Genomic DNA, 25,347 nt, shown 5'->3' with positions numbered 1-25,347 from the left:
TGACCTGTGGATCGGAGTGAAAGGCTAATCAAGCTCGGAGATAGCTGGTTCTCCTCGAAAGCTATTTAGGTAGCGCCTCATGTATCACTGTAGGGGGTAGAGCACTGTTTCGGCTAGGGGGTCATCCCGACTTACCAAACCGATGCAAACTCCGAATACCTACAAGTGCCGAGCATGGGAGACACACGGCGGGTGCTAACGTCCGTCGTGAAAAGGGAAACAACCCAGACCGTCAGCTAAGGTCCCAAAGTCATGGTTAAGTGGGAAACGATGTGGGAAGGCTTAGACAGCTAGGAGGTTGGCTTAGAAGCAGCCACCCTTTAAAGAAAGCGTAATAGCTCACTAGTCGAGTCGGCCTGCGCGGAAGATGTAACGGGGCTCAAACCATGCACCGAAGCTACGGGTGTCACTTAGGTGACGCGGTAGAGGAGCGTTCTGTAAGCCTGTGAAGGTGAGTTGAGAAGCTTGCTGGAGGTATCAGAAGTGCGAATGCTGACATGAGTAACGACAATGGGAGTGAAAAACTCCCACGCCGAAAGACCAAGGTTTCCTGCGCAACGTTAATCGACGCAGGGTTAGTCGGTCCCTAAGGCGAGGCTGAAAAGCGTAGTCGATGGAAAACAGGTTAATATTCCTGTACTTCTAGTTATTGCGATGGAGGGACGGAGAAGGCTAGGCCAGCTTGGCGTTGGTTGTCCAAGTTTAAGGTGGTAGGCTGAGATCTTAGGTAAATCCGGGATCTTAAGGCCGAGAGCTGATGACGAGTTGCCTTTAGGCGACGAAGTGGTTGATGCCATGCTTCCAAGAAAAGCTTCTAAGCTTCAGATAACTAGGAACCGTACCCCAAACCGACACAGGTGGTTGGGTAGAGAATACCAAGGCGCTTGAGAGAACTCGGGTGAAGGAACTAGGCAAAATGGCACCGTAACTTCGGGAGAAGGTGCGCCGGTGAGGGTGAAGGACTTGCTCCGTAAGCTCATGCCGGTCGAAGATACCAGGCCGCTGCGACTGTTTATTAAAAACACAGCACTCTGCAAACACGAAAGTGGACGTATAGGGTGTGACGCCTGCCCGGTGCCGGAAGGTTAATTGATGGGGTTAGCTAACGCGAAGCTCTTGATCGAAGCCCCGGTAAACGGCGGCCGTAACTATAACGGTCCTAAGGTAGCGAAATTCCTTGTCGGGTAAGTTCCGACCTGCACGAATGGCGTAACGATGGCGGCGCTGTCTCCACCCGAGACTCAGTGAAATTGAAATCGCTGTGAAGATGCAGTGTATCCGCGGCTAGACGGAAAGACCCCGTGAACCTTTACTATAGCTTTGCACTGGACTTTGAATTTGCTTGTGTAGGATAGGTGGGAGGCTTTGAAGCGTGGACGCCAGTTCGCGTGGAGCCATCCTTGAAATACCACCCTGGCAACTTTGAGGTTCTAACTCAGGTCCGTTATCCGGATCGAGGACAGTGTATGGTGGGTAGTTTGACTGGGGCGGTCTCCTCCTAAAGAGTAACGGAGGAGTACGAAGGTGCGCTCAGACCGGTCGGAAATCGGTCGTAGAGTATAAAGGCAAAAGCGCGCTTGACTGCGAGACAGACACGTCGAGCAGGTACGAAAGTAGGTCTTAGTGATCCGGTGGTTCTGTATGGAAGGGCCATCGCTCAACGGATAAAAGGTACTCCGGGGATAACAGGCTGATACCGCCCAAGAGTTCATATCGACGGCGGTGTTTGGCACCTCGATGTCGGCTCATCACATCCTGGGGCTGAAGCCGGTCCCAAGGGTATGGCTGTTCGCCATTTAAAGTGGTACGCGAGCTGGGTTTAGAACGTCGTGAGACAGTTCGGTCCCTATCTGCCGTGGACGTTTGAGATTTGAGAGGGGCTGCTCCTAGTACGAGAGGACCGGAGTGGACGAACCTCTGGTGTTCCGGTTGTCACGCCAGTGGCATTGCCGGGTAGCTATGTTCGGGAGAGATAACCGCTGAAAGCATCTAAGCGGGAAACTTGCCTCAAGATGAGATCTCACTGGAGCCTTGAGCTCCCTGAAGGGCCGTCGAAGACTACGACGTTGATAGGTTGGGTGTGTAAGCGCTGTGAGGCGTTGAGCTAACCAATACTAATTGCCCGTGAGGCTTGACCATATAACACCCAAGCAATTTGCGTCGAAATGACCAGATTGCGGTGTTGTGAAGACGAAACGAACCGAAAGTTTGCGACTCACAATCATCACATACCCAATTCGCTGGAGTGTCTAACAAGACCTTCTGGCAACAGAATTTCTTGACGACCATAGAGCATTGGAACCACCTGATCCCATCCCGAACTCAGCAGTGAAACGATGCATCGCCGATGGTAGTGTGGGGTTTCCCCATGTGAGAGTAGGTCATCGTCAAGATTAAATTCCGAAACCCCTATCTGCGTATGCAGGTAGGGGTTTTGTCTTTTCTGCTTCCACAAACGCCAGGCAAAAAAAACCACCCCGCAGGGTGGTTTCATTACATCGAATACCAAGTCAGTCGCCGTAGTACTCGCAACCACTGGTGCAGGTCTCATGAATGCGCACCTTGGACAGTTCTGGCAGCAACGGTTTGACCTGGTCCCAGATCCATTTGGCGATCACTTCGCTGGTAGGGTTTTCCAGGCCAGGAATGTCGTTCAGGTAGTTGTGGTCCAGCTGTTCATACAGCGGCTTGAAGATCGCCTTGATCTCGGAAAAGTCGCGAATCCAGCCTGTATGCGGGTCCAGTGGGCCGGTCAGGTGCAGGGCAACCTTGAACGAATGACCGTGCAGGCGGCCGCATTTGTGCCCTTCCGGAACGTGCGGCAGGCGGTGTGCCGACTCGAAGGTGAACTCTTTGAAAATTTCCACGGTGTCTCAACTCTGAAAGCCTATGCTGGTAAGCAGTTTACCAGCATGACCGTTACAGCGGTTGCAGTTGCGCGTGCAGCCTGCCGGTTTCTATCAGCTCAAGCAGCTCGTCGCCCAGACGCCGACTTTCGGAGATTGCTTTGTGCCAGTAGCGCTGGCGGCTGCCGGCATCACCCATGAAGCGCTTGAAGTCGCTACGGTCCGGCAACTTGCCGTAAGGCAGGCTGGCCAGGTACTGAGCGGAAGGCGCCAGCAGCAGGACATTGCGCAAGCGTTGGGCATCGCCACGCCGCCAGGGCAGGGCTTTGTCGAACCAGCCAGGGATCACCTTATCGGTAAAGTGCGGGTAGAGCACAATGTCGTCGCCCTGGTACGGCAGGTCCAGATGGTAGTCGAGCAGGCCACCATCGCGGTAAGTGCCCTGACCAACGCCGGGAATATCGCGTACGCCCTCCATTACCATTGGAATTGAACCCGAAGCCAGTAGGGCATGGCGCAGGTTGGCCACATCCAGCGGCAGGCAGCGTGAAGGAAAGTCGGTCAGGGGCTGCAGCGGCGGGGTGCTGCGGGCATCGTGGAGGATAATTCGCTCAAAGTGGCGGGCCAGTCGGGGACGGCCGATCAAGTTGTCGGCAATAACCGAAGAAAGCCCCATTCCCAAACGTGCGCGGTGATCATGTGCCAGCAGCCCATGGCTTTTCACCACCATGATGTTAAGGCGGTAGTCGGGGCTCTCGAGGATCTGCGCGTCGCGCCCTTGTAGCAGTTCATCAAGCATGCGCTGGCAGCTACGGCTGACTTCGGCCTGGGTGACGCCTTTGGCGAAGTCCTGTTCGGTGTAAAGCTCTCCGAGGCGCTGCAACGCCTGTGCCGGGTTGGGCAGGCAGGCACTGGCAAAGCGCCAGGAACCGATGGATGCACCGATCAACGCTCGCTCACGGGGGGCGCTGGGCAGCCAGTGGCCGAATAAGGCCAAGTCCAGGCCCTGTATGCCAAGGGCCTTGGGGCCGCCTGCGGCGCCCGGTAGCACACCCACGTCGGCAGCCTGTAATCCATGTTCGCGGATGCGCTGCAAGGCGCGAGTGCCGGCCTTGAGCGTCAGGGCCGGGTACTTGATATGGATTGCGCTCATACGGGCCTCGCTGTCTGGAGCCGGCAATTATAAAGAACAGCGGTCCAGTTGTGGGGTAGGGGTGCGCTATCATGTCGCCAGTTGTTTTCAGCTTCAATTAAGTTCGGTTGGTTAATCTAGGCCCCGTAGAAACATTATTGATCTCAACGGAGAGACACCATGAAAACTTTGACTGCCCTGTTCGTGACCGCTGCCCTTGCCCTGGGCGCCAATGTCGCACTGGCCAAAGACATTCCTATGCATGAAGTCACCAAGCTGGTTCAGGACAAAACCATCCTGTCGCTGGATGACTTGAATGCCAAAGCGCTGGCCAAGCATCCAGGCGCCACGATCAAAGAGTCCGAGCTGGAAGATGTCTACGGTCGCCTTGTCTACAAGATCGATCTGCGCGATGCCCAGAACGTCGAATGGGACGTGGATCTGGACGCCAAGACCGGTGAAATCCTCAAGGACGTCCAGGACAAATAATGAGCGTTTGCACGCGAACAGCGCAGACGGTACTCGTTGCGCTGTTGGTACTTTGTTCGCTGGCATCGGCCCGTGACCTTGATCAGGACGAAGCCCTGCAGTTACGCCAGCAGGGCGTGATCCTGCCGCTGGAACAGTTGCTCAATGACGCCCTGGGACGCTATCCCGGGGCGAAGTTGCTGGAGGCGGAACTGGAACACAAGCACGGCCGCTACGAGTACGAAGTCGAATTGCTGACCCCTGAAGGCGTGGTGCGCGAGATCAAACTCGATGCATCCAACGGAGCGTTGCTCAAAGACGAGGAAGATGACTGATGCGCCTGTTACTGGTCGAAGACAACGTCCCGCTGGCGGATGAACTGACCCAGGGCCTGCAGCGCCAGGGCTATGCGGTCGACTGGCTGGCTGATGGCCGGGACGCGGTCTACCAGGGCAGCAGCGAACCCTATGACCTGATCATCCTCGACCTTGGCTTGCCCGGGTTGTCAGGGCTTGAAGTACTGGCCCAGTGGCGCGCCGGTGGTTTGGCCACGCCGGTGCTGATTCTGACTGCGCGCAGCTCCTGGGCGGAGCGTATCGAGGGGCTGAAGGCCGGTGCCGACGACTACCTGAGCAAGCCCTTCCACCCGGAAGAGCTGATGTTGCGTGTGCAGTCGTTGCTGCGTCGCGCCCGTGGCCTGGCCAATCAGCCAACCCTGGAGGCGGCCGGTCTGCAACTCGATGAAGGGCGCCAGTGCGTGACCCGTGACGGCGTCGATATCCAGCTCACCGCTGCGGAATTTCGCCTGTTGCGCTACTTCATGTTGCACCCGCAGCAGATTCTGTCGAAGAGCCATCTGGCCGAGCATCTCTATGACGGTGAGACCGAGCGCGATTCCAATGTGCTGGAAGTCCACGTCAATCACCTGCGCCGCAAGCTCGGCCGCAGCGTCATCGAGACGCGCCGCGGGCAAGGCTACCGCTATGCCGGGAGTGCCGAGTGAAGTCGATCCAGGCGCGCTTGAGTCTTGGCCTGATTGCGGTACTGGTGCTGGTAGGTCTGGCCCTGGCGCAGTTGAGTCTGTGGTTGTTCGAAGTGGGCTTGCAGCGCTACCTGGAGACAGGTTTGCGCAAGGAAAGCGAAAACCTGCTGATCGCGCTGGTGCGCGGGCAGTCGGGCCTGGAGCTGGATGAGCGGCGGCTTTCCTCGGCCTACCAGCGGCCGTTCTCCGGCTATTACTTTCGCATCGATTTCGACGGTGGCAGCTGGCGTTCCCGCTCGCTTTGGGACCTGGACATGCCTGCGCCAGCCAGTAGCGGCCTGCACACCGATCTGCAGCTTGGCCCGGAGAACCAGCAATTGCTGGTGCTGCGCAGCGATTACCGGCGCTTTGGCCAGCCCATTTCGATCAGTGTCGCCCAGGATTACACCCCGGTGCGCGATCAGTTTCGCCGCATGCAACAGATCGGCCTGGGCCTGGGCCTGGTCGCCCTGATTCTGGTACTGGTACTGCAACGCATCACCGTCACCCGCTCATTGCGCCCACTTGAACGTGTGCGCGGGCAGATCGCGCAGTTGCAACAAGGCAAGCGCTCGCAGCTCGACACCCAGGTGCCTAGCGAGCTCGAGCCGCTGGTCGCACAGATCAACCATCTGTTGGCTCACACCGAAGACAGCCTGCGCCGTTCACGCAATGCCCTGGGCAACCTTGGGCACGCGCTGAAGACGCCGTTGGCGGTGCTGCTGAGCCTGGCTTCCAGCGAACAGTTGAAGGACGCGCCGCAGGTCCGCGTACAACTGCGCGAGCAACTGCAACAGATCCAGCAGCGTCTGAGTCGTGAACTCAACCGTGCCCGGCTGGCGGGTGATGCTCTGCCCGGCGCGCAATTCGATTGTGATGCCGAGCTGCCCGGGTTGCTGTCAACGCTGGGCATGATCCATGGCGAAGGCCTGGAACTCAGCCAGCGTGTGCCGCCCGGCCTGCTGTTGCCCTGGGACCGGGAGGACCTGCTCGAACTGCTCGGCAACCTGCTGGATAACGCCTGCAAGTGGGCTGACAGCGAAGTGCGGTTGACGATCGAAGAGCAGGCCGAGCGTTATCAACTGGTGATCGACGACGATGGACCGGGTATTCCTGAGTCTGATCGCCAGCAAGTGCTCGAACGCGGTACCCGGCTGGATGAGCAGGTCGATGGACATGGCCTGGGATTGGGCATCGTGCGCGACATCGTTGAAGTCTGGGGCGGGCAGATGACACTGCAAGACAGCCCCCTTGGCGGGTTACGGGTCAGTATCGCGCTGCCGCGTAGGGGTTAACACTGTCCACGAAAATTGGCCATTACGATCTCTTTTTGGCCAACCACACACTGTGATCCGTCAAAACCCTCAGCAAGAATCAGAAGGCCAAACTCGGGGGAATAATCCATGGCCACACTGAAACGTATGCTTGCTGTCGGCGTTGGGGCACTGACGCTGTTGGCCGGCGCCGTGCATGCCGAAGTACGAGAGTTGAGGGTGTACAACTGGGCGGACTATATCTTGCCATCCGTGCCCAAGGATTTTGCCGCGCAGTCTGGCATCAAAGTCACTTGGGACACCTTCGACACCAACGAATCCCTGGAAGCCAAATTGCTCACCGGCAACTCGGGCTACGACCTGGTGGTGCCTTCGAACCAGTTTCTCGATACCCAGATCAAGGCGGGTGTCTTTCAGAAACTGGACAAGAGCAAGTTGCCCAACTGGCGCCATCAGGACCCGGTACTGCTCAAACTCCTCGACCGCAACGACCCGGGTAACCAGTACGGTGTGCCCTATATGTACGGCACGGTGTTGATCGGCTTCAACCCGGCCAAGGTCAAGGCCGCGCTGGGTGAGCAGGCGCCGGTGGACAGCTGGGACCTGGTGTTCAAGCCCGAGAACATGGAGAAACTCAAGTCCTGTGGCGTGGCCATGCTCGACACACCTTCGGAAATTTTGCCGATTGCCTTGCACTACCTTGGCCTGGACCCCAACAGCCAGAACCCTGACGACTATGAAAAAGCCAAGGCCCTGATGTTGAAGATCCGGCCCTATGTCACCTACTTCAACTCCGCGAAGTACATGACCGACATCGCCAACGGTGACATCTGTGTCGCCATCGGCTATTCCGGCAGCTTTTACCAGTTTGGCAACCGCGCCAAGGAGGCGGGCAATGGTGTAGTGGTTGACTGGCGCTTGCCTAAAGAAGGGGCACCGATCTGGTTCGACACCTTTGCGATTCCGAAAAGCGCGAAGAATGTTGCCGAAGCCCATGAGTTTCTCAACAACCTGATGGACCCGAAAGTCATCGCCCCGATCAGTGATTTTCTCGGCTATCCCAACGCCAACAAAGATTCGTTAGCACTCATCAAACCGGAAATTACCGGCAACCCGAACCTGACCCCAACCCAGGAAGCCCTGGCCAAGCTTTATGTGGTGCAACCGCTGCCGCAGAAGCTTGAGCGTGTGCGTACCCGGGTGTGGACCAGCATCAAGTCGGATAAGTAATCGTTACGCGGTGGCGGCGCACAGGAACTGCGCCGCCTCTGCAGGCAGACTCAAGCCAGCGTCAGGCTCAGCATCACCGGTAGCGTCAGCGCCGCCAGTAAGGTCTGCAAGGCAATGATGTTGGCCATCAGCGGCGCATTGCCGCCCATTTGCCGGGCCATGACATAGGACGACGAAGCGGTCGGCAGGGCCTGGAACAGAATGGCCACGATTGCCGCCTGGCCGCTGAGTCCGAGTATTCGACAGACTCCGTAGGTTGTCAGTGGCAGCACCACGAACTTGAATAGCGAGGCTGCCAGCAGTGGACGCGGGCCCAGCCCCTGCGCACTGCTACCCAGTGCGGCACCGACGCACAGCAGGCCCAATGGCAAGGCTGCCTGACCGAGCGCTTTCACGGTCGGTTCGATGCCCGCTGGCAGCCCTGTTCCGGTAATGCGCAGGGTAATTCCGATTGCGCAGCCAACGATCAATGGGTTACGGCAAATCGCCTTGATCACAGCAGCAGCCGAACTGCGCGTACCGCTGTAGTGGGCAAAGACCATGACGCACAGCACGTTCACCGTGGGCACGATGGCGGCATTGGCCACGGCAGCCAGGGCGATCCCGCCCGTGCCATAGATCCCGGCGGCCAACGTCGCGCCAATGTAGTTGTTGAAGCGCACACCACCCTGGAACACCGAGGTGAAACTGGCACCATCACTGGCGACTACGCCCCTGCACAGCACCAGCAAGGTGGCGCCAATCAGCGTCGAGAGCAGCAACACTGCAACCATGTCGAACACCGGCAGGCCAGTAAGGTCGGCTGTCGACAGCCCATGCATGAACAGCGCAGGGAGCAACACGAAGTAGCTCAGGCGCTCGGCCGCTGGCCAGAAACTCTCACCCAGAAACCCCTGGATCCGCAGCCAGCGGCCCAGCGCAATCAGCAGGGCGATGGGGACGATGGTGGCAAGGATCAGGTTCAGCATCAGGCAATTTCCCTATCAGTCAGCGCTCCCTTGTGGGAGTCGACATCAGGCTAGCCTGTGGCAATGAAAGAAAAAAACGCTGAATTCTCAAGCAACCGTTGAGGAAAACTTCATGGTTGGCCCAAGGTGCTTTTCAGCACGGCGGTCAGGTGGCGCCGACGGCTGCTGGCATGTTCGAGCAAGCCGACATGACGTACGCGCTGGGGGTCGCCAAAGGGCAGCAAGGTCACCGCGGGCAGGTGCTGCAAGTCTTCGTCGGCCAGGGGCACGATGGCCACGCCCAGGCCCATCGAGGCCATGTGCGTCAGGGCTTGCTGGCTGTCCAGTTCCATCTGCTCGCTGACCGGCAACTGTTGTTTGCGCAGCTCCTGCTCGATGATGCGTCCGGCCCAGGCACGTTTGTCAAAGCGCAGGAATGGCTGGCTGGCGAGTAACTCCCTCAAGTTTGCACCGGCAAAACCCGGCCCGGCAACGGCCCAGAAGCGGTTCTGGTAAAGCGGGGTGAAGTCCAGGTTGGCCGGGTAGGGAGGTACAGGCTCGGTGGTGATGGCGGCATCCAGTTCACCGTCCTCGACGCGCCGGGCAAGCTCGGCGGACATGCCCGAGAGCACGCTGATATGCAGGTGCGGATGCTCGGCTTTGATCTGCACCAGCGCCGCTGGCAGGCGCCCGGCCAATGCGGTGTGGATGGCACCAATCTTCAGTCGGCCGCGCAGCCCCGGGCCGCTGACCAGCGCGTCTGCCATCTCATCATAGGCGGCGAGGATGCCCTCGGCGCGCTCGACCGCCAGATGCCCGGCTTCGGTCAGGCTGACCTGGCGCCGGCTACGGTCGAACAGGCTGACCTGCAGCTCTTCCTCCAGGCTGCGGATATGCAGGCTGACCGCCGAGGGGGTCAGACTGAGGACGTCGGCGGCACGGGCGAAGGTGCCATGGCGAGCGATGGTGACCAGGGTGCGCAGGGCTTTGAGCGACAAACGCGGGCTCCGATTATGCCGGGGAGGGGAGGCTCATCATGGCGTCGATCAACGTTGATTGAAAGTACCCGGCTTCGGCTGGCCATAGGCCTGGGTAATCCTGTCGATCACCATTGCCAGCGCGACTATCGCCAACCCGGCTTCCATGCCCTTGCCGACATTCAAGGTCTGAATCCCCGCCAGCACATCTTCGCCCAGGCCGCGCGCGCCGATCATCGAGGCAACCACCACCATCGACAGGGCCATCATCACCGATTGATTGAGCCCGGCCATGATGCTCGGCATGGCCAGTGGCAGCATGACCCGGCGCAGGCGTTGCCAGCGTCCGGCGCCCAGCCCTTGGGCGGCCTGGGTCAGGGACGGATCGATCTGTGACAACCCCAGTTCGGTCAAGCGGATCAGCGGCGGTAGCGCGTAGATCAAGGTGGCGAAAATCGCCGGAACCTTGCCCAGACCAAACAGCATCAGCACCGGAATCAGGTAGACGAAGCTGGGCAGGGTCTGCATGACATCGAGTACCGGCAACAACAACTGGCGTGCCCGTGGCCGGCTGGCCAGCAATACACCGATAGGCACACCGATCAGGATGCACAGCCCGGTACTCACCAGCACCAGAGCACAGGTTTGCAGGAGCTTGTCCCACAAACCGATCACCCCGATCAAAAACAGCAAGCCGCTCAGCACCAGCGCCCGGATCACGCTGCGACTGGCATGCCAGGTGAGCAGTGCGACGACCAGCAGTAATAACCACCAGGGTGTTGCACGCAACAGGTTTTCCAGCGCGACCAGCAATTGCAGCAGGCCTTCGGAGACGCTGCGCAACTGATCGCCGTAAGCCAACACCAGCCAGTCGACGAAACGGTTGACGCTGTCGGCGAAGGAGAAGTGCAGGGTTTCTGGAAAGCCTCCACTCACAAGCCGGCCTCGACGCGTTCGGCGACTTCGCTGGGTAGCCAGGCTTTCCAGGTGGCCGGATGATCACGCATGAATTTCAGCGCGGCATCCTTGGGAGATTCGCGTTTTTCGCTCATCTGCGCCAAGGCTTTGTTCAAGGTGTCGATGGGGATGTCGACCTTGGCGAAGAACTCGACCAGTTGCGGAAACTCGTTGCGAAAAGGTGCGGAGACACCGATCGACAACTTCGCGGGCAGTGACCGTGAGCCTTGTGGATTGGGGTTGTTGGCGTCGGTCAGGGTCTTCCAGGCCGCTTCGTTGAATGGCGGCTCTTCCAGGCGAACCAGAGAGAAGCGGCCCATCAACGGGGTAGGCGACCAGTAGTAGAACAGCACCGGCTTACCGCGGCGGATCGCCGAGGTGATTTCGGCATCCAGGGCGGCACCGGAGCCACTGCGAAAGTTCACGTAGTCGTTGTCCAGGCCATAGGCCTTGAGCTTCTGGCTGTTGACGATCTCGGAGGTCCAGCCGCTGGGGCTGTTGAGGAAGCGGCCCTTGTCAGGTGTCTCCGGGTCCTTGAAGACGTCCTTGTACTGCTTCAGATCACCCACCGCGTGCAACTCCGGGGCCAGGGCCTTGATGCCGCGAGCAACATCCCCCTTGATCACGTATTCAGGTACATACCAGCCTTCATCGGCGTTCTTCACCGTGTCGCCGATGGCGAACACCTGACCGGCCTGTTCGGCCTTGATCCAGGCCGGGCTGCGACCGGCCCATTCTTCGGCAATCACCTGGATGTCGTTGCGCGCCAGAGCCACCTCCATGCTCACGGTGCTGCCGGGGAGGGTTTCGGTGGGGTAGCCGTAACCCTTCTCGACGATCAGGCGCAGGATTTCGGTGGTCAGGCTGCCGCTTTCCCAGGTGATGTCGCCGAAGTGGATGGGCTTGCGTGGTTCGCTGGCCGTAGCGCTAGCCAGGCCTAGAGCGAGCAACAGGCCGGCCAGCAGCGTCGGGATGCTTTTCATCAGGGCCTCGTTGTTGGCGGTCTACGGGTTCGGGCAAGTGTAGACGACGAGGTGTTGCGTACTGTCCGGGCACAGATGTTCTGGAATTCCTTCTATCTGCACACCTGACCAGTCCAGGGTGAGCATGCGTGTTGGCATGCCCGGCGAAGGGTACGGGTGCAAACACTGAAGGTTGAACCTATGAATCTTGATGTGAGCTTCGTTTACTACCGCAATTTTCGTTTTGATGGAAAATTCCACGTGCGCTGTATCGGCAATGGCCTGAGCAAAGTGAAAAGCATCCGTTATGAGCTGGAGAAGGCCGGACCTGAAGGACCTGTGCGGATTGATGCAAAATCCGTGTATTCCCAGGCCCACAGTGGCGCCCTGAGCGATCACGGTTGTCCTGCCACTCTGCACGCTGAGACGGTGACAGGTACCTACACGATCAGACCGCAGATCAGGGTGATGGATGATGTGTCGGATCTGCCTGTCGATTCTTCTCGCTCGCTGGTGATGGAGCCCTTGGTCATTGTCATCAACGACGGCGAACTGAGCAGAGGCATTCTTGACACTGTGCTGGTTGATGCCGCCAGAGGCAGGGGCAGACGGTCCGTGGCGGATGAGCAGGGCAACGAACCTGCTGGCGAGGAGCAGGCGGTGGACCCGTATGGCAAGTCGCTGGAACCGTTCCCTTATGCGGAGCCTGGCAAGTCCTACCCGCCTTTGGTGCTCAAGTTCAACGTTGGAGGCTTTGAGCGATTCCTGTCCGAGCTTGAGCCTGACTCAGGGTCCACCCTCGTGCGCCTCTGGCCCAGGCTGAAGGAGGTAATCGACCCCCGGCCTTTTCTGGAGCAGCAGGAGCGTGTTGACGAAAAACTCGTAGCACTCAGGGATTACTGCTACCTGGAGCAGCCCGCGAGTATGCTCAACGACACCTATGTGACGCTGATCAAGACCCTGGCGGCGCTGGAGTACCTTGAATCCCTTCACTTCGTGCCCCCTGACCTCGAACCGGGCAACCTGATTCTTGGCGCTGCCGTCGCGCTGGCGACACTGATCACGGGCGCTGCCGTGGTGGCAGGTAATAAAGCCTATGACGACGCACAACCCACTCCTGACTTCGAACCGCTGCAAACCTACCTGAATGAACCCGGCCCCAGATACCAGGGCATGAATGTCCGCAAGGCATGGGCGAAGCAGGTTGCGGGAAAAGGGGCTCGGGTGCACTTTTCAGATGGCGGGCTGTTTCCAAACCATGAAGACCTGCGAGGCAATCCCAACCTAAAGATCATTACCCTGGAACCCAATGGCAACCCCAACCATGGAACCGAATCGGTGGGGATCCTGCTGGCTACGCCCAACGGTATCGGCATGACCGGCATGTGCCACGCCAGCGAACTTTACCTCTACAACAACAAGGCCCAGGATCGGGATAAACTTGCCCGGACGCCGAAGGATCTTCTGCGCCATGTCGAACCTGGGGACATCGTCGCCATCAATCGCCATTCGGCCAATGTGAAGGTGTTGTCGACGTTCTTAACGTCGATACATGAGCGGGACTGGTGGGACATGGCAAAAGCGTTGACCGAGCGAGGTGCGGTGGTGGTTTTCGCGGCGGGCAATGGCAGTACCAAAACGATTGCCGACAAAGGCACCACGGCGGGATATGGCGTCAATCTCTCGCAATGGCCGTATTTCCATGATCATGGAGATGCCAATGCCATCCTGATAGGCGCCTGTCAGTCATGGGATGGTAAACCCCATCAGTACTCGAACTTTGCCTACCCATACCGGATGCTCAATGCCTGGGGGGACAGCGTGGCAACGCTCGGTTTAGAGCCAGATCGACTGCAAGACAAGTCCGGTAACGACCGGGATTACACCTCGAACTATGGCGGGACCTCAAGCGCCACACCTTTGGTCACTGGTGCACTCACGTTGATCCAGTCCTATGCCATGGAGCAGCATCATGTCTATTTGAATGCCGATCAGATGCACCTGCTGGTCATGCAAGCGGGCTACCTGGATGCCACGCTGCCCCACTCATCCGTTCTGCCGATGGGGGCAAGACCGAACGTCCATGCCGCCTTGATCCTGCTCGATCAGATCCTGGGCGGTGGCAGATTCCACTCGCCCAAGGATGAACTCTGATGTGCAAGCGTGACCGTCGCTCGCCAGGGGTTACGGCTCAGACCCGGAACTGATCCATCAATCCCTGCTGCTGGTTGGCCAGGCTGTTGAGCGACTGGCTGACCCGCGCCGATTCGTTGGCCTGTCCACTGAGGGATTCGGTCACGTCGCGGATGGTCGCCACGTTGTTGTTGATTTCCTCGGCCACGGCGCTCTGCTCTTCGGCAGCGCTGGCGATCTGCAGGTTCATGTCGCTGATCACCGTGACCGCATCGCCGATCTGCTGCAAGGCGGTGACCGCCTGGCTGACCTGCTCGACGCTGCCTTGCGCCTGACGATGGCTGCTGTCCATGGCACCCACTACTTCGCGGGTACCGGCCTGCAGTTCTTCGATGACCTGACGGGTTTCTTCCACCGACTCCTGGGTGCGGCGGGCGAGGTTGCGTACCTCATCAGCGACCACGGCAAAGCCGCGGCCTGCTTCACCGGCGCGGGCGGCTTCGATGGCGGCGTTGAGGGCCAGCAGGTTGGTCTGTTCGGCGATGGAGCGGATGATTTCCAGTACCGAGCCGATCTTCTCGCTGTTCTCGGCCAGGCCTTCGACCTGAGCCATGGCGGTGCTCATGTCGGCGGCCAGGGTGTCGATGCTGGTGGTGGTGCGGTCGATGACCGACAGGCCCTGGCGAGTGGCCTGATCGGCGTCGCGGGCCGCCTGGGCGGCTTGGGCCGCGCTACGGGCAACGTCCTGGGCGGTGGCGCTCATTTCATGCGAAGCAGTGGCGACCTGATCGACCTGGCGGTACTGCTGCTCCATGCCAGCGCTGGTCTGGCTGGCAATCGCCGAGGACTGGTCGGCGGTGTCGCGGGCCGCCTGGACCGAGCGCTTGACCTCGGCAATGGTCGGCTGCAGTTTGTCCAGGAAGCGGTTGAACCAGCCGGCCAGTTCGCCCAGTTCGTCGCGTTTGTCGTACTGCAGGCGACGGGTCAGGTCGCCTTCGCCACTGGCGATGTCCTTGAGCATGGCCGCGACACCGAGGATCGGCCGGGTCACGCTGCGGGCCATCAGCCAGATCAGCAGCAGGCCGACGATGGCCGCCAACGCGCCCAGACCCAGCTCGATCAGGGTGCCGCTGGTGTTGCTGCGGTCGAGTTCCTGCTTGAGGGCCTCGGCCGGGCCGGTCAGAGCGCTTTCCGGAACGTCGAGCAGCACGCCCCAGGACTTGCCACCCGGGATCGGGGCAAAGGAAGCCAGGACCTTCAGGCGCTGCTTGTGATGGATGCTGTGAATGGGCGTGCTGTCGGCCAGCAGGCGGATCACTTCGGCGCCTTTCTCGGCATCGACCTGATCAAAGCGCTGGGCCAGTTTGCCGGCATCCGGGCTGTAGCCGGCCAGCAGGCCCACGGGGCTGAGGATGCTCACCTGGGTCTGGCCCTGGTAGAGGTTACGGCTGGCTTGCTGGCTCATGGCCTGCAGGCTGTTCAGGTTGATGTCGATGGACAGGGTGGCGACTACCTTGTCGGCGACCATCAGCGGGAACACGATGCTGGTCATCAGCACCTGCTGGCCGCTGATCTCATAGAAGTACGGTTCAATCACGCAGGTCTTGCGGGTGGTGCGTGGGCACACTGACCAGGTGTTGGCCGGCTCGCCGCTGGGGCCAATGCTGGTATCGGCCATGTCTTTTTCCGGCAGGGCCATGGAGGTCAGCTGGCCTGGCGTCGGTTGCGACCAGTACAGGGCAAAGCGGCCTTTTTCGTTACTGCCCAGTTGCTCCTGGTTGACGAACAGTTCGTCCTTGTTGTCCAGCGCATTGGGTTCGAAAACCAGCGACAGGCCGAGCAGGTCGGGGTTGGCCTGCAAGGCGGCGCGTACCTGGCGGGTCATGTCTTCGCGCAGGTCGAAGGCATCGAGAAAGCGCTTTTCGGCCTGTTCGCGCAGGAACAGGACCTGACGGGAGAAACCGGCACCGTACTGATAGGCATCCATGAACTGGCGACGAATGTTCAAGGCCTGGACTTCGCCCTGGGATTCGATGCGTCCCTGGGCTGACTCGGTGAGCATCTGCATGCTGCTGGTCTTGACCAGCTCCGAGCTGTGTCCCATGCGGTACAACGAAAGGCCCACCAGCAGGGTAACGATGCTGGCCAGGCACAAACCGGCGAGCAGGGTGATTTTCCACTGAATGGAGAGTTGTCTGAACGACATGGCGAAGTCCTTTGATCCAAAAAGATTGAGGCTGCCGACGTTATCGGCGGATACGCCGCTTTCTTTATTCAAACGATCAATTTAAATGCGTCGTTTTCGTGCATTCCTACGACAGCAATCGCCCAGTGAACTTTGACAAGCGCGAGGGCCTGCTTCAGAGTGTGCGCCCTCCATAAAAATACCCGTCGTTCGGCCACTGCTCCCGGGCAGTTTGTCGCCGAATCGGTCGCTTTTTGTCTGGTTTCTAGAGGTCACAGGAATGAATGCAGTAATTGCCGCGGTCGGCATCATGCTGATCTTGAGTCTGTCCCGCGTGCATGTGGTGATCGCCCTGATCGTCGGCGCGCTGGCTGGCGGATTGGTGGGCGGCCTGGGAATCGAAGGAACGCTCAAAGCATTCAACGGTGGGCTCGGCGGCGGTGCCACCGTGGCCTTGTCCTATGCCCTGCTGGGTGCCTTTGCAGTGGCGATTGCCAAGTCCGGCATGGCCCATGCCTTGGCCGACCGCGCCCTGGCGATGGTTGGCAAGCAAGGGCATGCCGATGGTGGCAAGGTCAAATGGCTGCTGATCGGCTTGCTGTTGCTGGTGGCGATTTCCTCGCAGAACATCCTGCCGATCCACATTGCCTTCATTCCCCTGCTGGTGCCGCCGCTGCTCTATGTGCTGACCAAGCTGCAGATCGACCGGCGCCTGGTGGCCTGCGTGATGACCTTTGGTTTGATCACGCCTTACATGTTCCTGCCGGTGGGCTTTGGCAACATCTTCCTCAACGAGATTCTGCTGGCCAACGTCAGCCGTAGCGGGGTGGATGTCAGCGCGGTCAACGTCACCCACGCCATGGCCATTCCGGCAGCGGGCATGCTTTTCGGCCTGCTCCTGGCGGTGTTTTTCAGCTACCGCAAAAAGCGTGTCTATGACCTGGAAAAAATCGAGCAGGTCGAGCAGGTGGCGGTGCGCTACAACCCGTTGACCCTGCTGGTTGCCGGGGTTGCCATCGCAGCGGCGTTCATCATTCAGCTGTGGCTGGATTCGATGATCATCGGCGCCATGGTCGGTTTTCTGATTTTCTCGGTGTCGGGCATCGTGCGCTGGAAGGACACCGATGACCTGTTTACCGAAGGCATGAAAATGATGGCCATGATCGGCTTCATCATGATTGCCGCTTCCGGTTTCGCCGAGGTCATGAAGGCTACCGGTGAGGTCAAGAGCCTGGTCGAGACGTCGGCAGTGTGGATCGACCACAGCAAGGGGGTTGGCGCACTGCTGATGTTGCTGGTGGGGCTGCTGGTGACCATGGGCATCGGCTCGTCGTTTTCCACGGTGCCGATTCTTGCCGCGATCTTTGTGCCGCTGTGTGTGCAGCTGGGCTTTGACCCGGTCGCCACCGTGTGCATCGTCGGCACCGCTGGTGCACTGGGTGATGCCGGCTCACCGGCCTCGGATTCGACCCTGGGCCCGACCTCTGGTTTGAACGTAGACGGCCAGCATCACCATATCTGGGACACCGTGGTGCCGACCTTCATTCACTACAACCTGCCACTGCTGGCGTTCGGCTGGCTGGCGGCAATGACGCTGTAGTGCGCAGCCAAGCGGGGTTGAGCGTGAGGCTCAGCCCCGTGCCGGCGGTGGCGAGATGCGGTTGAGGAGCATGCTGCCGTCCTTGTTGCGGGTCAGATAGACCGGCAACACCTTGGGCAGGTTGCTGACCAGACGCTTGATCTGCTTCGTGTCGTAAATGCCACTGATACGAATGCTGCCAGTGTTTTCGTCGGCCAGCAGCAGCGGCTGCTCCAGGTAGCGGTTGATCTGCGGCAGGGCCTGGGCCAGGCTCAGGTTGTCGAGGATCAATTTGCCATTGCGCCAGGCCAGGCTGGTGTCCTGGGCATAGGTCTGGCTCAGGCGCGGTTCGTAGTCACCGGCCTGGTAGCTTGCCTGCATGCCGGGGCCCAGGCGATAGCCCCCATCGCTGTCGCTGGCATCGCTGCTGACCAGCACCGAACCTTCGATCAGGGTCACTTTGACCTGATCTTCATACTTCCAGACATTGAACTGGGTGCCGGTGACGCGGGTCTGGCCCTGGGCGGCATGCACTATGAAGGGGTGCTGGCTGTCGTGCCGGACCTTGAAGAAGGCTTCGCCTTTGACCAGGGTGACCCGGCGTTGGTCCTTGTAGTTGGTGAAGCGCAATTCGCTCCCCAGGTTCAGTTCGACCTGGCTACCATCGCTGAGTACGACATGACTGATGGCGTCGCCGCTTTCCAGGTACTGATAGTGGTTAGGCAGCCAGCCTTGTTCCCAGCCGACCCAGGCACCGACCGGCAGCGCCACCAGAGCGATGGCAGCGGCCGAGGCATAGTGGCGCCAGGCGCTTTGACGCCGCCGGGGTAGGTTGATGACATTACCGGGTGTGGCGCTGCGCGGCAGATGATCGGCGGTCTGCCAGATATCCAGCATGGCCTGGTATTCCTGGGCATGCAGCGGGTCGGCAGCCAGCCATTGCTCAAACGCCAGGCGTTCGGCTGTTGTGCAGTCCTCAGCTTGCAAACGCAGGCACCAATGCGCGGCGGCATCGGTGATGGCATCGTATTCGTCGGCGCTGTGGCTGGTGTGGTTCATCGAGGCTCCCGGTTTTGCCTATTCTACCCTTGCAGCGTAGGCGGCGAGAACCCGGGATAATGGCGAATGACTATCAGTTGTAAGATTTTTCACCGTGAAAAATCCGGTAAAAGCACTGAATTCGCAGCTATACCCCGTCTGATGACGGGGCAAGCGGCGCTACCGCGGGCGACTGACGGTAGCGTTCTGTTTCAGAAGTGTTCGGCAGCCAGGCTGAACAGGGCTGTGCTGCCTGCCCGGATACTGGCGTGCAGCGACAAGGTACGTGGCAGCAAGCGAGCGAAGAAGAACGCCGCGGTTGCACGTTTAGCCGCGTAGAAAGCCGGGTCTTGCGCCAGGTTCGCTGTGGCCACGGCATCCATGCGCGCCCACATATAGGCATAAGCCACGTAGCCAAACAGCTGCAGATATTCGACCGAGGCGGCACCGACGGCGTTGGCGTCATCGCGGGCTTGCTCGCTCAACCACTGGCTGAGGCTTTGCAGGTCACTGGTGGCCTTGAGCAGTGGCTCGCGGTAGGGCGTGTCCTGCTCACAGAAATGGCGAATCTGCCCGGTGAATTCGGCCAGTGCCCGGCCACCGTCCGCCACCACCTTGCGACCCAGCAGGTCGAGGGCCTGAATACCGTTGGTGCCTTCGTAGATCTGCGCGATGCGCACATCTCGCACCAGCTGTTCCTGACCCCACTCGCGGATGTAGCCGTGACCGCCGAACACCTGCTGGCCGAGCACACAGCTTTCCAGGCCGTTGTCGGTGAAGAATGCCTTGGCCACCGGCGTCAGCAGGGCTACCTGGCGCTGGGCGAGGTCGCGCTCTTCGGTATCTTCGGCGTACTTGGCGATGTCCAGTTGCTGGCCGACATAGGTGGCGAAGGCCCGTCCACCTTCGGTCAGGGCCCGCATGGTCAGCAGCATGCGGCGAACATCCGGGTGGACAATGATCGGGTCGGCCACCTTGTCGCGAGCTTGCGCTCCGCTGGCGGCCCGGCTTTGCAGGCGGTCCTGGGCGTAGCGCGCGGCGTTCTGGTAGGAGGCTTCGGCGCAGCCGATGCCCTGGATGCCGATGGACAGGCGCTCGTAGTTCATCATTGTGAACATGGCTGCCAGCCCACGGTTCGCCTCGCCGATCAGGTAGCCGGTGGCGCCGTCGAAGTTCATCACGCAGGTGGCCGAGGCCTTGATGCCCATCTTGTGCTCGAGCGAGCCGCAGTGCGCCGGGTTACGCGGGCCCAGACTGCCGTCGGCATTGACCAGGAACTTGGGCACCAGAAACAGCGAGATACCTTTGGGCCCGGCCGGGGCATCGGGCAATTTGGCCAGGACCAGGTGGATGATGTTTTCGGTCAGATCCTGCTCGCCGCCGGTAATGAAGATCTTGGTGCCGCTGATGCGGTAACTGCCATCGGTGGCGGGGTCCGCCTTGGTGCGGATGATCCCGAGGTCCGTGCCGGCATGCGGTTCGGTCAGGCACATGGTGCCGGCCCACTGGCCGCTGTACAGCGGCGGCAGGTAAGTGGCCTTGAGGTCGTCACTGGCGTGGGCGTCGAGGGCCAGGCAGCAACCTGCGCTCAGCGCCGAGTAGAGGCTGAAGCTGCAGTTGGCGGCATAAAGCATTTCTTCGAACTGCACCGCGAGCATTTTCGGCATGCCCAGGCCACCGTGCTCGGGGTTGCCGGCAAGACCGACCCAGCCGCCTTCACGGTAGGTCTGCCAGGCCTGGGCAAAACCGTCAGGGGTGCGTACCTGGCCAGCGTCAAAGGTTACGCCCTGTTCATCGCCACTGCGGTTGAGCGGGGCGATCAACTGGCCGGTGATTTTCGCCGCTTCTTCGAGGATGGCATCGGCGGTATCGGCGTCCACTCGTTCGCCCAGCGCCGGCAGGCGTGCCCACAGGGCCGGGCCTTGGAACACTTCATGAAGGACAAAGCGCATGTCGCGCAGTGGAGCATTGAATTCAGGCATGCGGGTTCTCGCTGTCAAAGGGGGATCAGAGCGCCTTGGCCCAGTCGCGTAACAGATACTTCTGGATCTTGCCGGTGGAGGTTTTCGGCAATTCACTGAAGACCACGGTCTTGGGCAGCTTGAATCCCGCCAGGTGCTCACGGCAGAAACTGATGATGTCGGTGTCGCGGGTCTGCTCGAAGCCAACCTTGAGGGTGATGTAGGCGCAGGGTGTTTCGCCCCACTTCTCGTCCGGGCGGGCAACCACGGCGGCCTCGAGTACGGCCGGATGTTTGTAAAGGGTGTCTTCGACCTCAATGGTGGAGATGTTCTCGCCGCCGGAGATGATGATGTCCTTGAGCCGGTCCTTGATCTCCACATAGCCGTCGGCATGCCAGACCGCCAGGTCGCCGGTGTGGAACCAGCCGCCGCGGAAGGCTTCGGCGGTGGCTTCGGGGTTTTTCAGGTAGCCCTTCATTACCGTGTTGCCGCGCATGAAGATCTCCCCCAGGGTGTTGCCATCGCGTTGCACCGGCTCCAGGGTCTGCGGGTCGGCAACCATCAGGCCTTCAAGGGTGGGGTAGCGCACACCCTGGCGCGACTTGATCCGCGCCCGTTCAGCCAGCGGTTGCTCGTCCCATTCGGCATGCCAGGCGCACACGGTCACCGGGCCGTAGACCTCGGTCAGGCCGTAGACGTGGGTGACCTTGATGCCCATTTCTTCCACCGCGCCGATGACCTTGGCCGGTGGCGCGGCACCGGCGACCATGGCGTTGACCGGATGATCGATGGCCGCCTTGGCCGATTCGGGCATGTTGATCAGGGCATTGAGCACGATCGGCGCGCCGCACAGGTGGCTGACCTGATGTTCACGGATCAGGGTGAGGATCCGCTGTGGGTCGACGCGGCGCAGGAATACGTGGGTGCCTGCGAGCGCCGTGACGGTCCAGGGGTAGCACCAGCCGTTGCAGTGGAACATCGGCAGGGTCCACAGATAGACCGGATGATTACCCATGGCCCAGGTCATCTGGTTGCCCAGGGCGTTGAGGTAGGCGCCGCGATGGTGATAGACCACGCCTTTGGGGTTGCCGGTGGTGCCGGAGGTGTAGTTCAGCGAAATGGCCTGCCACTCATCCTCGGGCCATTGCCAGGCGAACTCGGGGTCGCCTTCGGCGAGAAAGGCCTCGTAGTCCAGGTCGCTGACCGCCTGGCCCTCGCCGTATTCCGGATCATCGACATCGACCACCAGCGGCGGGTATTCCATCAGCGCCAGCGCTGCGCTGATGACCTTGTGGAATTCGCGGTCGGTGATCAGCACCTTGGCTTCACCGTGTTCGAGCATGAACGCAATGGCTTCGGCGTCCAGGCGCACGTTGAGGGCATTGAGCACGGCGCCAATCATCGGCACACCGAAGTGCGCTTCGAGCATTGCCGGAATGTTCGGCAGCATCACGGCTACCGTGTCACCTTGTCCGATACCGCGTCCGGCCAGGGCACTGGCCAGGCGTCGGGAGCGCTCGTAGGTCTGTTGCCAGTTGCGCCGGATGGCACCATGAATCACCGCCGGGTACTGGCCATAGACCGCCGCCGTGCGTTCGATGAAACTCAAGGGGCTCAGGGCCTGGTGATTGACAGGGGCGGGCGCCAGGCCCTGGGAGAAGATCGACATGAATTGTTCCTGTGCAGGGGGCGCCCGTATGGCGTACTGCAACCCCCGGTGGCTGATTGTTAGCTCTGATCAGGTGTCGTGAAGGGCAGGCCCTTCAGGTGTCACAATTTTTACGTGAAACGCTATGGTACTTGGAAGATAGACTATAGCAATATAGTAGAAGTACTATAGACGTCTTCAAGGCCACCCTTTGAGCGCCGCCATGACGTATTTGCTCGCCAGCGACCCACAGCCCAGCCTTATCCTGGATGCATCCGCCGTCGTGCTGGCAGTCAATCCGGCCTTGCAGGCGATGCTCGGTCCCTGGCCGGCGCGTACGGTCGACTATTGGTTGCCGAGTAACGTACAGGCGTTGGTCAACGCTTGCCTGAGCCAGGCGCGCGCCATCTCTGATGTCGAAGCGTCGGTGGCTGACAAGATCTTGCTGTGGACCTTCATACCCGCCAGCGCCGACCAGGTGCTGGTGCGTTGCCGTGACGCCACGGCCGAGCGCCTGGCTGAGCGGGAGGCCAGCCAGGCCCGGCGCCTGTATCGACTGATCACCGAAAACACCACCGACCTGATTTCCCGGCACAGTCCCGACGGCTGCTTTCTCGATGCCTCGCCAGCGTCCTATCGATTGCTTGGCTATTGGCCCGAGGAATTGCGCGGGGTTGCGGTGCAATCACTGTTTCACCCTCAGGACCGCCAGCAGTCGTTGCTGCAGGCCGCCCAGGCACTGGAGCAGGACGGTTACCAGACCATGACCTGCCGGGTGCGTCATCGTGATGGCCGCGACTTGTGGTTCGAGATTGCCAGCCGGGCGATACGCGAGACCTATACCGGTGCGGTGGTGGAGATTGTCAGCGTCTCGCGCGACATCAGCGTACGCATCGAGGCGCAGGAAAACCGCCGACGCCTGGCCGAAGTAGTGGAGGCCAACACCGACCTGGTGCTGTTCACCGACCGTGGCGGCCAGCTCAGTTACCTCAATCGTTCGGCGCGTCGGGCGCTGGGGCTGCAGGACGTGGAGGCGTTGCCGGGGTTGCAGGCATTGCTCGATCCGGCGTTGCAGCAACGCCTGGAGCGCGAAGGCTGGCAGTGCGCTGAACAGACGGGTGTCTGGCATGCCGAGACGCGACTGATTCCCTGGCAGGGTGCGGCGGCGTTTCCGGTGTCGTTGGTGTTGCTGGCCCATCGCGGCACCGGTGGTGAGCGTTACTACTCGCTGGTGGCCCGCGACATGACCGAGCGCGAATTGCGCGAAAGCCAGCAACGCCGCCATCAGGACGAGCTGGCCCACAGCGCGCGGTTGATCACCCTTGGCGAACTGGCCTCCGGCATCGCTCATGAAATCAATCAGCCGCTGGCCGCTGTGGTTAATTACGCCAGCGCCAGTCAGCGTTACCTGCAAGCCCTGGATCGTGATCCGCAGGCCGCCCTGCGGGTCGCCCAGGGTTTGCAGCGCATCAGTGAACAGGCGACTCACGCCGCCGAAGTCATCAAGCGCTTGCGTGCGTTTTTACGCAAAGAGCCGCGGCGCCTGCAGGCGTTGGCCATTGCCGATGTCGCGATTGAAGCGGTACGCCTGTGCGATTGGGAGGCGGCGCGCGACCAGGTGAGCATCGAGCTGCAGATCGGCGATCCACTTCCTGCGGTTTACGCCGACCGGGTCTTGCTCGAACAGGTATTGCTCAACCTGTTGCGCAATGCAATCGACGCCAACCGCGAGCAGCATCAGGGCCAACCCTCGCGTATCGTGCTCAGCGCAGCGCTGACCGAAGGGCAATTACTCATACAGGTCAGCGATCAGGGCCCAGGTGTGCCGGCAGCGCGTCTGGACGGTATTTTCACCCCCTTCAACACCAGCAAGCCGGAAGGCCTGGGCCTTGGCCTGAGCATGAGCCGCAGTATCATCGAAGGCTTTGGCGGTACCTTGCAGGCGATGCTGGGTGCGGCGGGGGGCTTGATTTTGTGTTGCCGGCTGGCGCCAGTGGCAAGTGTCTGAACAGAGGAAGTGTAATGCAGCAACCGAAAGTCTATGTGGTCGACGATGACCAGGGCATGCTCGATTCCACGGTCTGGCTGCTGGAGTCGGTCGGTATCCAGGCGTTGCCCTTTACCAGCGGCCAGGCGTTTCTGGAGGCCTGTGACGCACACTTGCCCGCCTGTGTGCTGCTCGATGTACGTATGCCCGGGATGGGCGGGCTGAGTGTGCAAGAGGCCTTGCGCGCGCGCGCTGTCGAGTTGCCGGTGATCTTCCTCAGCGGCCATGCCGACGTGCCGATCGTGGTCCGGGCGTTCAAGGCCGGTGCCTGTGATTTCATTGAAAAACCGTACAACGACCAGCTGTTGCTGGACGCGGTCCAGGCGGCGCTCGAGCGGTCATCCCAGGCCCTTGCGGACAGTGGACCGCGAGCGGCGGTGCAGGCGCGGATCGACAGCCTGACACCGCGTGAGCGGGATGTGTTCGTGCCACTGGTGCAGGGCTTCAGCAACCGCGAGATAGCCGAGCAGCTTGAGGTTAGTGTAAAGACCGTGGACCTGTATCGGGCACGGGTGATGAAGCGCATGGAAGCCGAGCACCTGCCTGCGTTGGTGGGGATGGCGATTGCTTGTGGCTTGGTGCAGCCATTGGGCTTGCGCTTATGAGCGTCGCCCGAGCAACAGCCCCACCAGCAAGCCGAATCCCGCCGAAATCGCCACTGTCTGCCACGGATGCCCACCAATGTAATCCTGAGTGGCATCGACCACTGGCTGTGCCCTGCTGCGCACGCTGCCAACCGCTTCGCGCGCCTGCTTTAGCTTGAGCCCGATCTGGGCGCGCAGGGTTTCGGCATCTTCGCCAACCAGCGCGGCGCTGTCGCGCAGCAGCTTTTCCGAGTCTTCGATCAGGGCTTGCAGTTCGCTGAACGCCTGATCCTTGATTTGCTCGGCTTCGGCTTGCACTGTGGTTTTCCTGGCCATGGACACTTCCTCGTCGATTGAT

20 protein-coding genes and 2 rRNA genes (1 of these 22 cut by a window edge) are annotated in these 25,347 nt (G+C 60.5%); 11 read left to right on the top strand and 11 right to left on the bottom strand.

Annotation, left to right across the window (positions count from 1 at the left end):
• Positions 1-2,139, top strand: a 23S ribosomal RNA gene (locus ACVI9W_RS03715); it begins 751 nt to the left of the window's first position.
• A 138-nt stretch (positions 2,140-2,277) separates the two neighbouring features.
• Positions 2,278-2,393: ribosomal RNA gene (rrf, locus tag ACVI9W_RS03710) — 5S ribosomal RNA — on the top strand.
• Between the two features lie 117 nt (positions 2,394-2,510).
• Here the strand turns inward: rrf and queD are convergent.
• Positions 2,511-2,867: a 6-carboxytetrahydropterin synthase QueD gene (gene queD / locus ACVI9W_RS03705; protein WP_010226613.1), complete on the bottom strand. Its 357-nt coding sequence runs from the start codon at positions 2,865-2,867 to the stop codon at positions 2,511-2,513.
• Positions 2,868-2,919: 52 nt separating this feature from the next.
• Positions 2,920-3,999, bottom strand: a complete 1,080-nt coding sequence (locus ACVI9W_RS03700) for a patatin-like phospholipase family protein (protein ID WP_461529231.1) — start codon at positions 3,997-3,999, stop codon at positions 2,920-2,922.
• Positions 4,000-4,158: 159 nt separating this feature from the next.
• On the opposite strand from ACVI9W_RS03700, the gene ACVI9W_RS03695 reads away from it, so the two are divergent.
• The 5 genes from ACVI9W_RS03695 to ACVI9W_RS03675 all read left to right on the top strand — a co-directional run bounded on the left by ACVI9W_RS03695 (position 4,159) and on the right by ACVI9W_RS03675 (position 7,971).
• Positions 4,159-4,467 carry a PepSY domain-containing protein gene (locus tag ACVI9W_RS03695; RefSeq protein WP_191832154.1) on the top strand — a complete coding sequence of 103 codons (309 nt, stop codon included), beginning with the start codon at positions 4,159-4,161 and terminating at the stop codon, positions 4,465-4,467.
• Positions 4,467-4,781 carry a PepSY domain-containing protein gene (locus ACVI9W_RS03690; RefSeq protein WP_157193278.1) on the top strand — a complete coding sequence of 105 codons (315 nt, stop codon included), beginning with the start codon at positions 4,467-4,469 and terminating at the stop codon, positions 4,779-4,781. The genes ACVI9W_RS03695 and ACVI9W_RS03690 overlap by 1 nt, the downstream gene beginning before the upstream one ends.
• The gene (locus ACVI9W_RS03685; RefSeq protein ID WP_191832153.1) at positions 4,781-5,449 is read left to right on the top strand and encodes a response regulator transcription factor; all 669 of its coding nucleotides are present in this window, start codon (positions 4,781-4,783) and stop codon (positions 5,447-5,449) included. Before ACVI9W_RS03690 ends, ACVI9W_RS03685 begins: the two co-directional genes overlap by 1 nt.
• On the top strand, positions 5,446-6,762 hold the full coding sequence (locus ACVI9W_RS03680; RefSeq protein ID WP_191832152.1) for a sensor histidine kinase: 1,317 nt from the start codon (positions 5,446-5,448) through the stop codon (positions 6,760-6,762). The genes ACVI9W_RS03685 and ACVI9W_RS03680 overlap by 4 nt, the downstream gene beginning before the upstream one ends.
• A gap of 108 nt (positions 6,763-6,870) precedes the next feature.
• Positions 6,871-7,971 carry a polyamine ABC transporter substrate-binding protein gene (locus ACVI9W_RS03675; RefSeq protein ID WP_157193275.1) on the top strand — a complete coding sequence of 367 codons (1,101 nt, stop codon included), beginning with the start codon at positions 6,871-6,873 and terminating at the stop codon, positions 7,969-7,971.
• A 50-nt stretch (positions 7,972-8,021) separates the two neighbouring features.
• Here ACVI9W_RS03675 and ACVI9W_RS03670 read toward each other — a convergent pair whose 3' ends face one another.
• The 4 genes from ACVI9W_RS03670 to ACVI9W_RS03655 all read right to left on the bottom strand — a co-directional run bounded on the left by ACVI9W_RS03670 (position 8,022) and on the right by ACVI9W_RS03655 (position 11,835).
• Positions 8,022-8,939, bottom strand: coding sequence for an AEC family transporter (locus ACVI9W_RS03670; RefSeq protein WP_461529230.1), 918 nt, complete (start codon positions 8,937-8,939; stop codon positions 8,022-8,024).
• Positions 8,940-9,049: 110 nt separating this feature from the next.
• Positions 9,050-9,916 (bottom strand): LysR family transcriptional regulator, encoded by an 867-nt coding sequence (locus ACVI9W_RS03665; protein WP_461529229.1) that lies wholly within the window; start codon positions 9,914-9,916, stop codon positions 9,050-9,052.
• Between the two features lie 48 nt (positions 9,917-9,964).
• Positions 9,965-10,831, bottom strand: coding sequence for an ABC transporter permease (locus ACVI9W_RS03660; protein WP_461529228.1), 867 nt, complete (start codon positions 10,829-10,831; stop codon positions 9,965-9,967).
• On the bottom strand, positions 10,828-11,835 hold the full coding sequence (locus ACVI9W_RS03655; RefSeq protein WP_461529227.1) for an ABC transporter substrate-binding protein: 1,008 nt from the start codon (positions 11,833-11,835) through the stop codon (positions 10,828-10,830). Before ACVI9W_RS03655 ends, ACVI9W_RS03660 begins: the two co-directional genes overlap by 4 nt.
• Positions 11,836-12,015: 180 nt before the next feature.
• Here ACVI9W_RS03655 and ACVI9W_RS03650 point away from each other — a divergent pair, with 180 nt between their 5' ends.
• The gene (locus ACVI9W_RS03650) at positions 12,016-13,968 is read left to right on the top strand and encodes a S8 family serine peptidase (RefSeq protein WP_461529226.1); all 1,953 of its coding nucleotides are present in this window, start codon (positions 12,016-12,018) and stop codon (positions 13,966-13,968) included.
• A gap of 37 nt (positions 13,969-14,005) precedes the next feature.
• On the opposite strand, the gene ACVI9W_RS03645 is transcribed toward ACVI9W_RS03650, so the two are convergent.
• On the bottom strand, positions 14,006-16,153 hold the full coding sequence (locus ACVI9W_RS03645; RefSeq protein WP_461529225.1) for a methyl-accepting chemotaxis protein: 2,148 nt from the start codon (positions 16,151-16,153) through the stop codon (positions 14,006-14,008).
• 259 nt (positions 16,154-16,412) lie between these two features.
• On the opposite strand from ACVI9W_RS03645, the gene ACVI9W_RS03640 reads away from it, so the two are divergent.
• A complete protein-coding gene (locus tag ACVI9W_RS03640) occupies positions 16,413-17,732 on the top strand; it encodes a Na+/H+ antiporter family protein (RefSeq protein ID WP_191832144.1) in 1,320 nt (439 codons plus the stop codon).
• Positions 17,733-17,762: 30 nt separating this feature from the next.
• Here ACVI9W_RS03640 and ACVI9W_RS03635 read toward each other — a convergent pair whose 3' ends face one another.
• The 3 genes from ACVI9W_RS03635 to ACVI9W_RS03625 form a co-directional block, all read right to left on the bottom strand.
• Entirely contained in the window at positions 17,763-18,770 is a 1,008-nt protein-coding gene (locus ACVI9W_RS03635) for a FecR family protein (RefSeq protein ID WP_461529224.1), read from the bottom strand.
• 191 nt (positions 18,771-18,961) lie between these two features.
• Entirely contained in the window at positions 18,962-20,731 is a 1,770-nt protein-coding gene (locus tag ACVI9W_RS03630) for an acyl-CoA dehydrogenase C-terminal domain-containing protein (protein ID WP_461529223.1), read from the bottom strand.
• 25 nt (positions 20,732-20,756) lie between these two features.
• Positions 20,757-22,379: an acyl-CoA synthetase gene (locus ACVI9W_RS03625; RefSeq protein ID WP_038612915.1), complete on the bottom strand. Its 1,623-nt coding sequence runs from the start codon at positions 22,377-22,379 to the stop codon at positions 20,757-20,759.
• Between the two features lie 202 nt (positions 22,380-22,581).
• Between ACVI9W_RS03625 and ACVI9W_RS03620 the strand changes: the two genes are divergently transcribed.
• Together ACVI9W_RS03620 and ACVI9W_RS03615 are read left to right on the top strand one after the other, a co-directional pair.
• Entirely contained in the window at positions 22,582-24,366 is a 1,785-nt protein-coding gene (locus tag ACVI9W_RS03620; protein WP_461529222.1) for a PAS domain S-box protein, read from the top strand.
• Positions 24,367-24,380: 14 nt separating this feature from the next.
• The gene (locus ACVI9W_RS03615) at positions 24,381-25,010 is read left to right on the top strand and encodes a response regulator transcription factor (protein ID WP_461529221.1); all 630 of its coding nucleotides are present in this window, start codon (positions 24,381-24,383) and stop codon (positions 25,008-25,010) included.
• On the opposite strand, the gene ACVI9W_RS03610 is transcribed toward ACVI9W_RS03615, so the two are convergent.
• On the bottom strand, positions 25,005-25,325 hold the full coding sequence (locus ACVI9W_RS03610) for an ElaB/YgaM/YqjD family protein (protein ID WP_461529220.1): 321 nt from the start codon (positions 25,323-25,325) through the stop codon (positions 25,005-25,007). The two genes, ACVI9W_RS03615 and ACVI9W_RS03610, sit on opposite strands and share 6 nt — an antisense overlap.
• Positions 25,326-25,347: the final 22 nt, after the last annotated feature.

It is taken from the genome of Pseudomonas sp. 210_17 TE3656, assembly GCF_054821965.1.
This window is presented reverse-complemented; position numbering and strand designations above follow the sequence as displayed.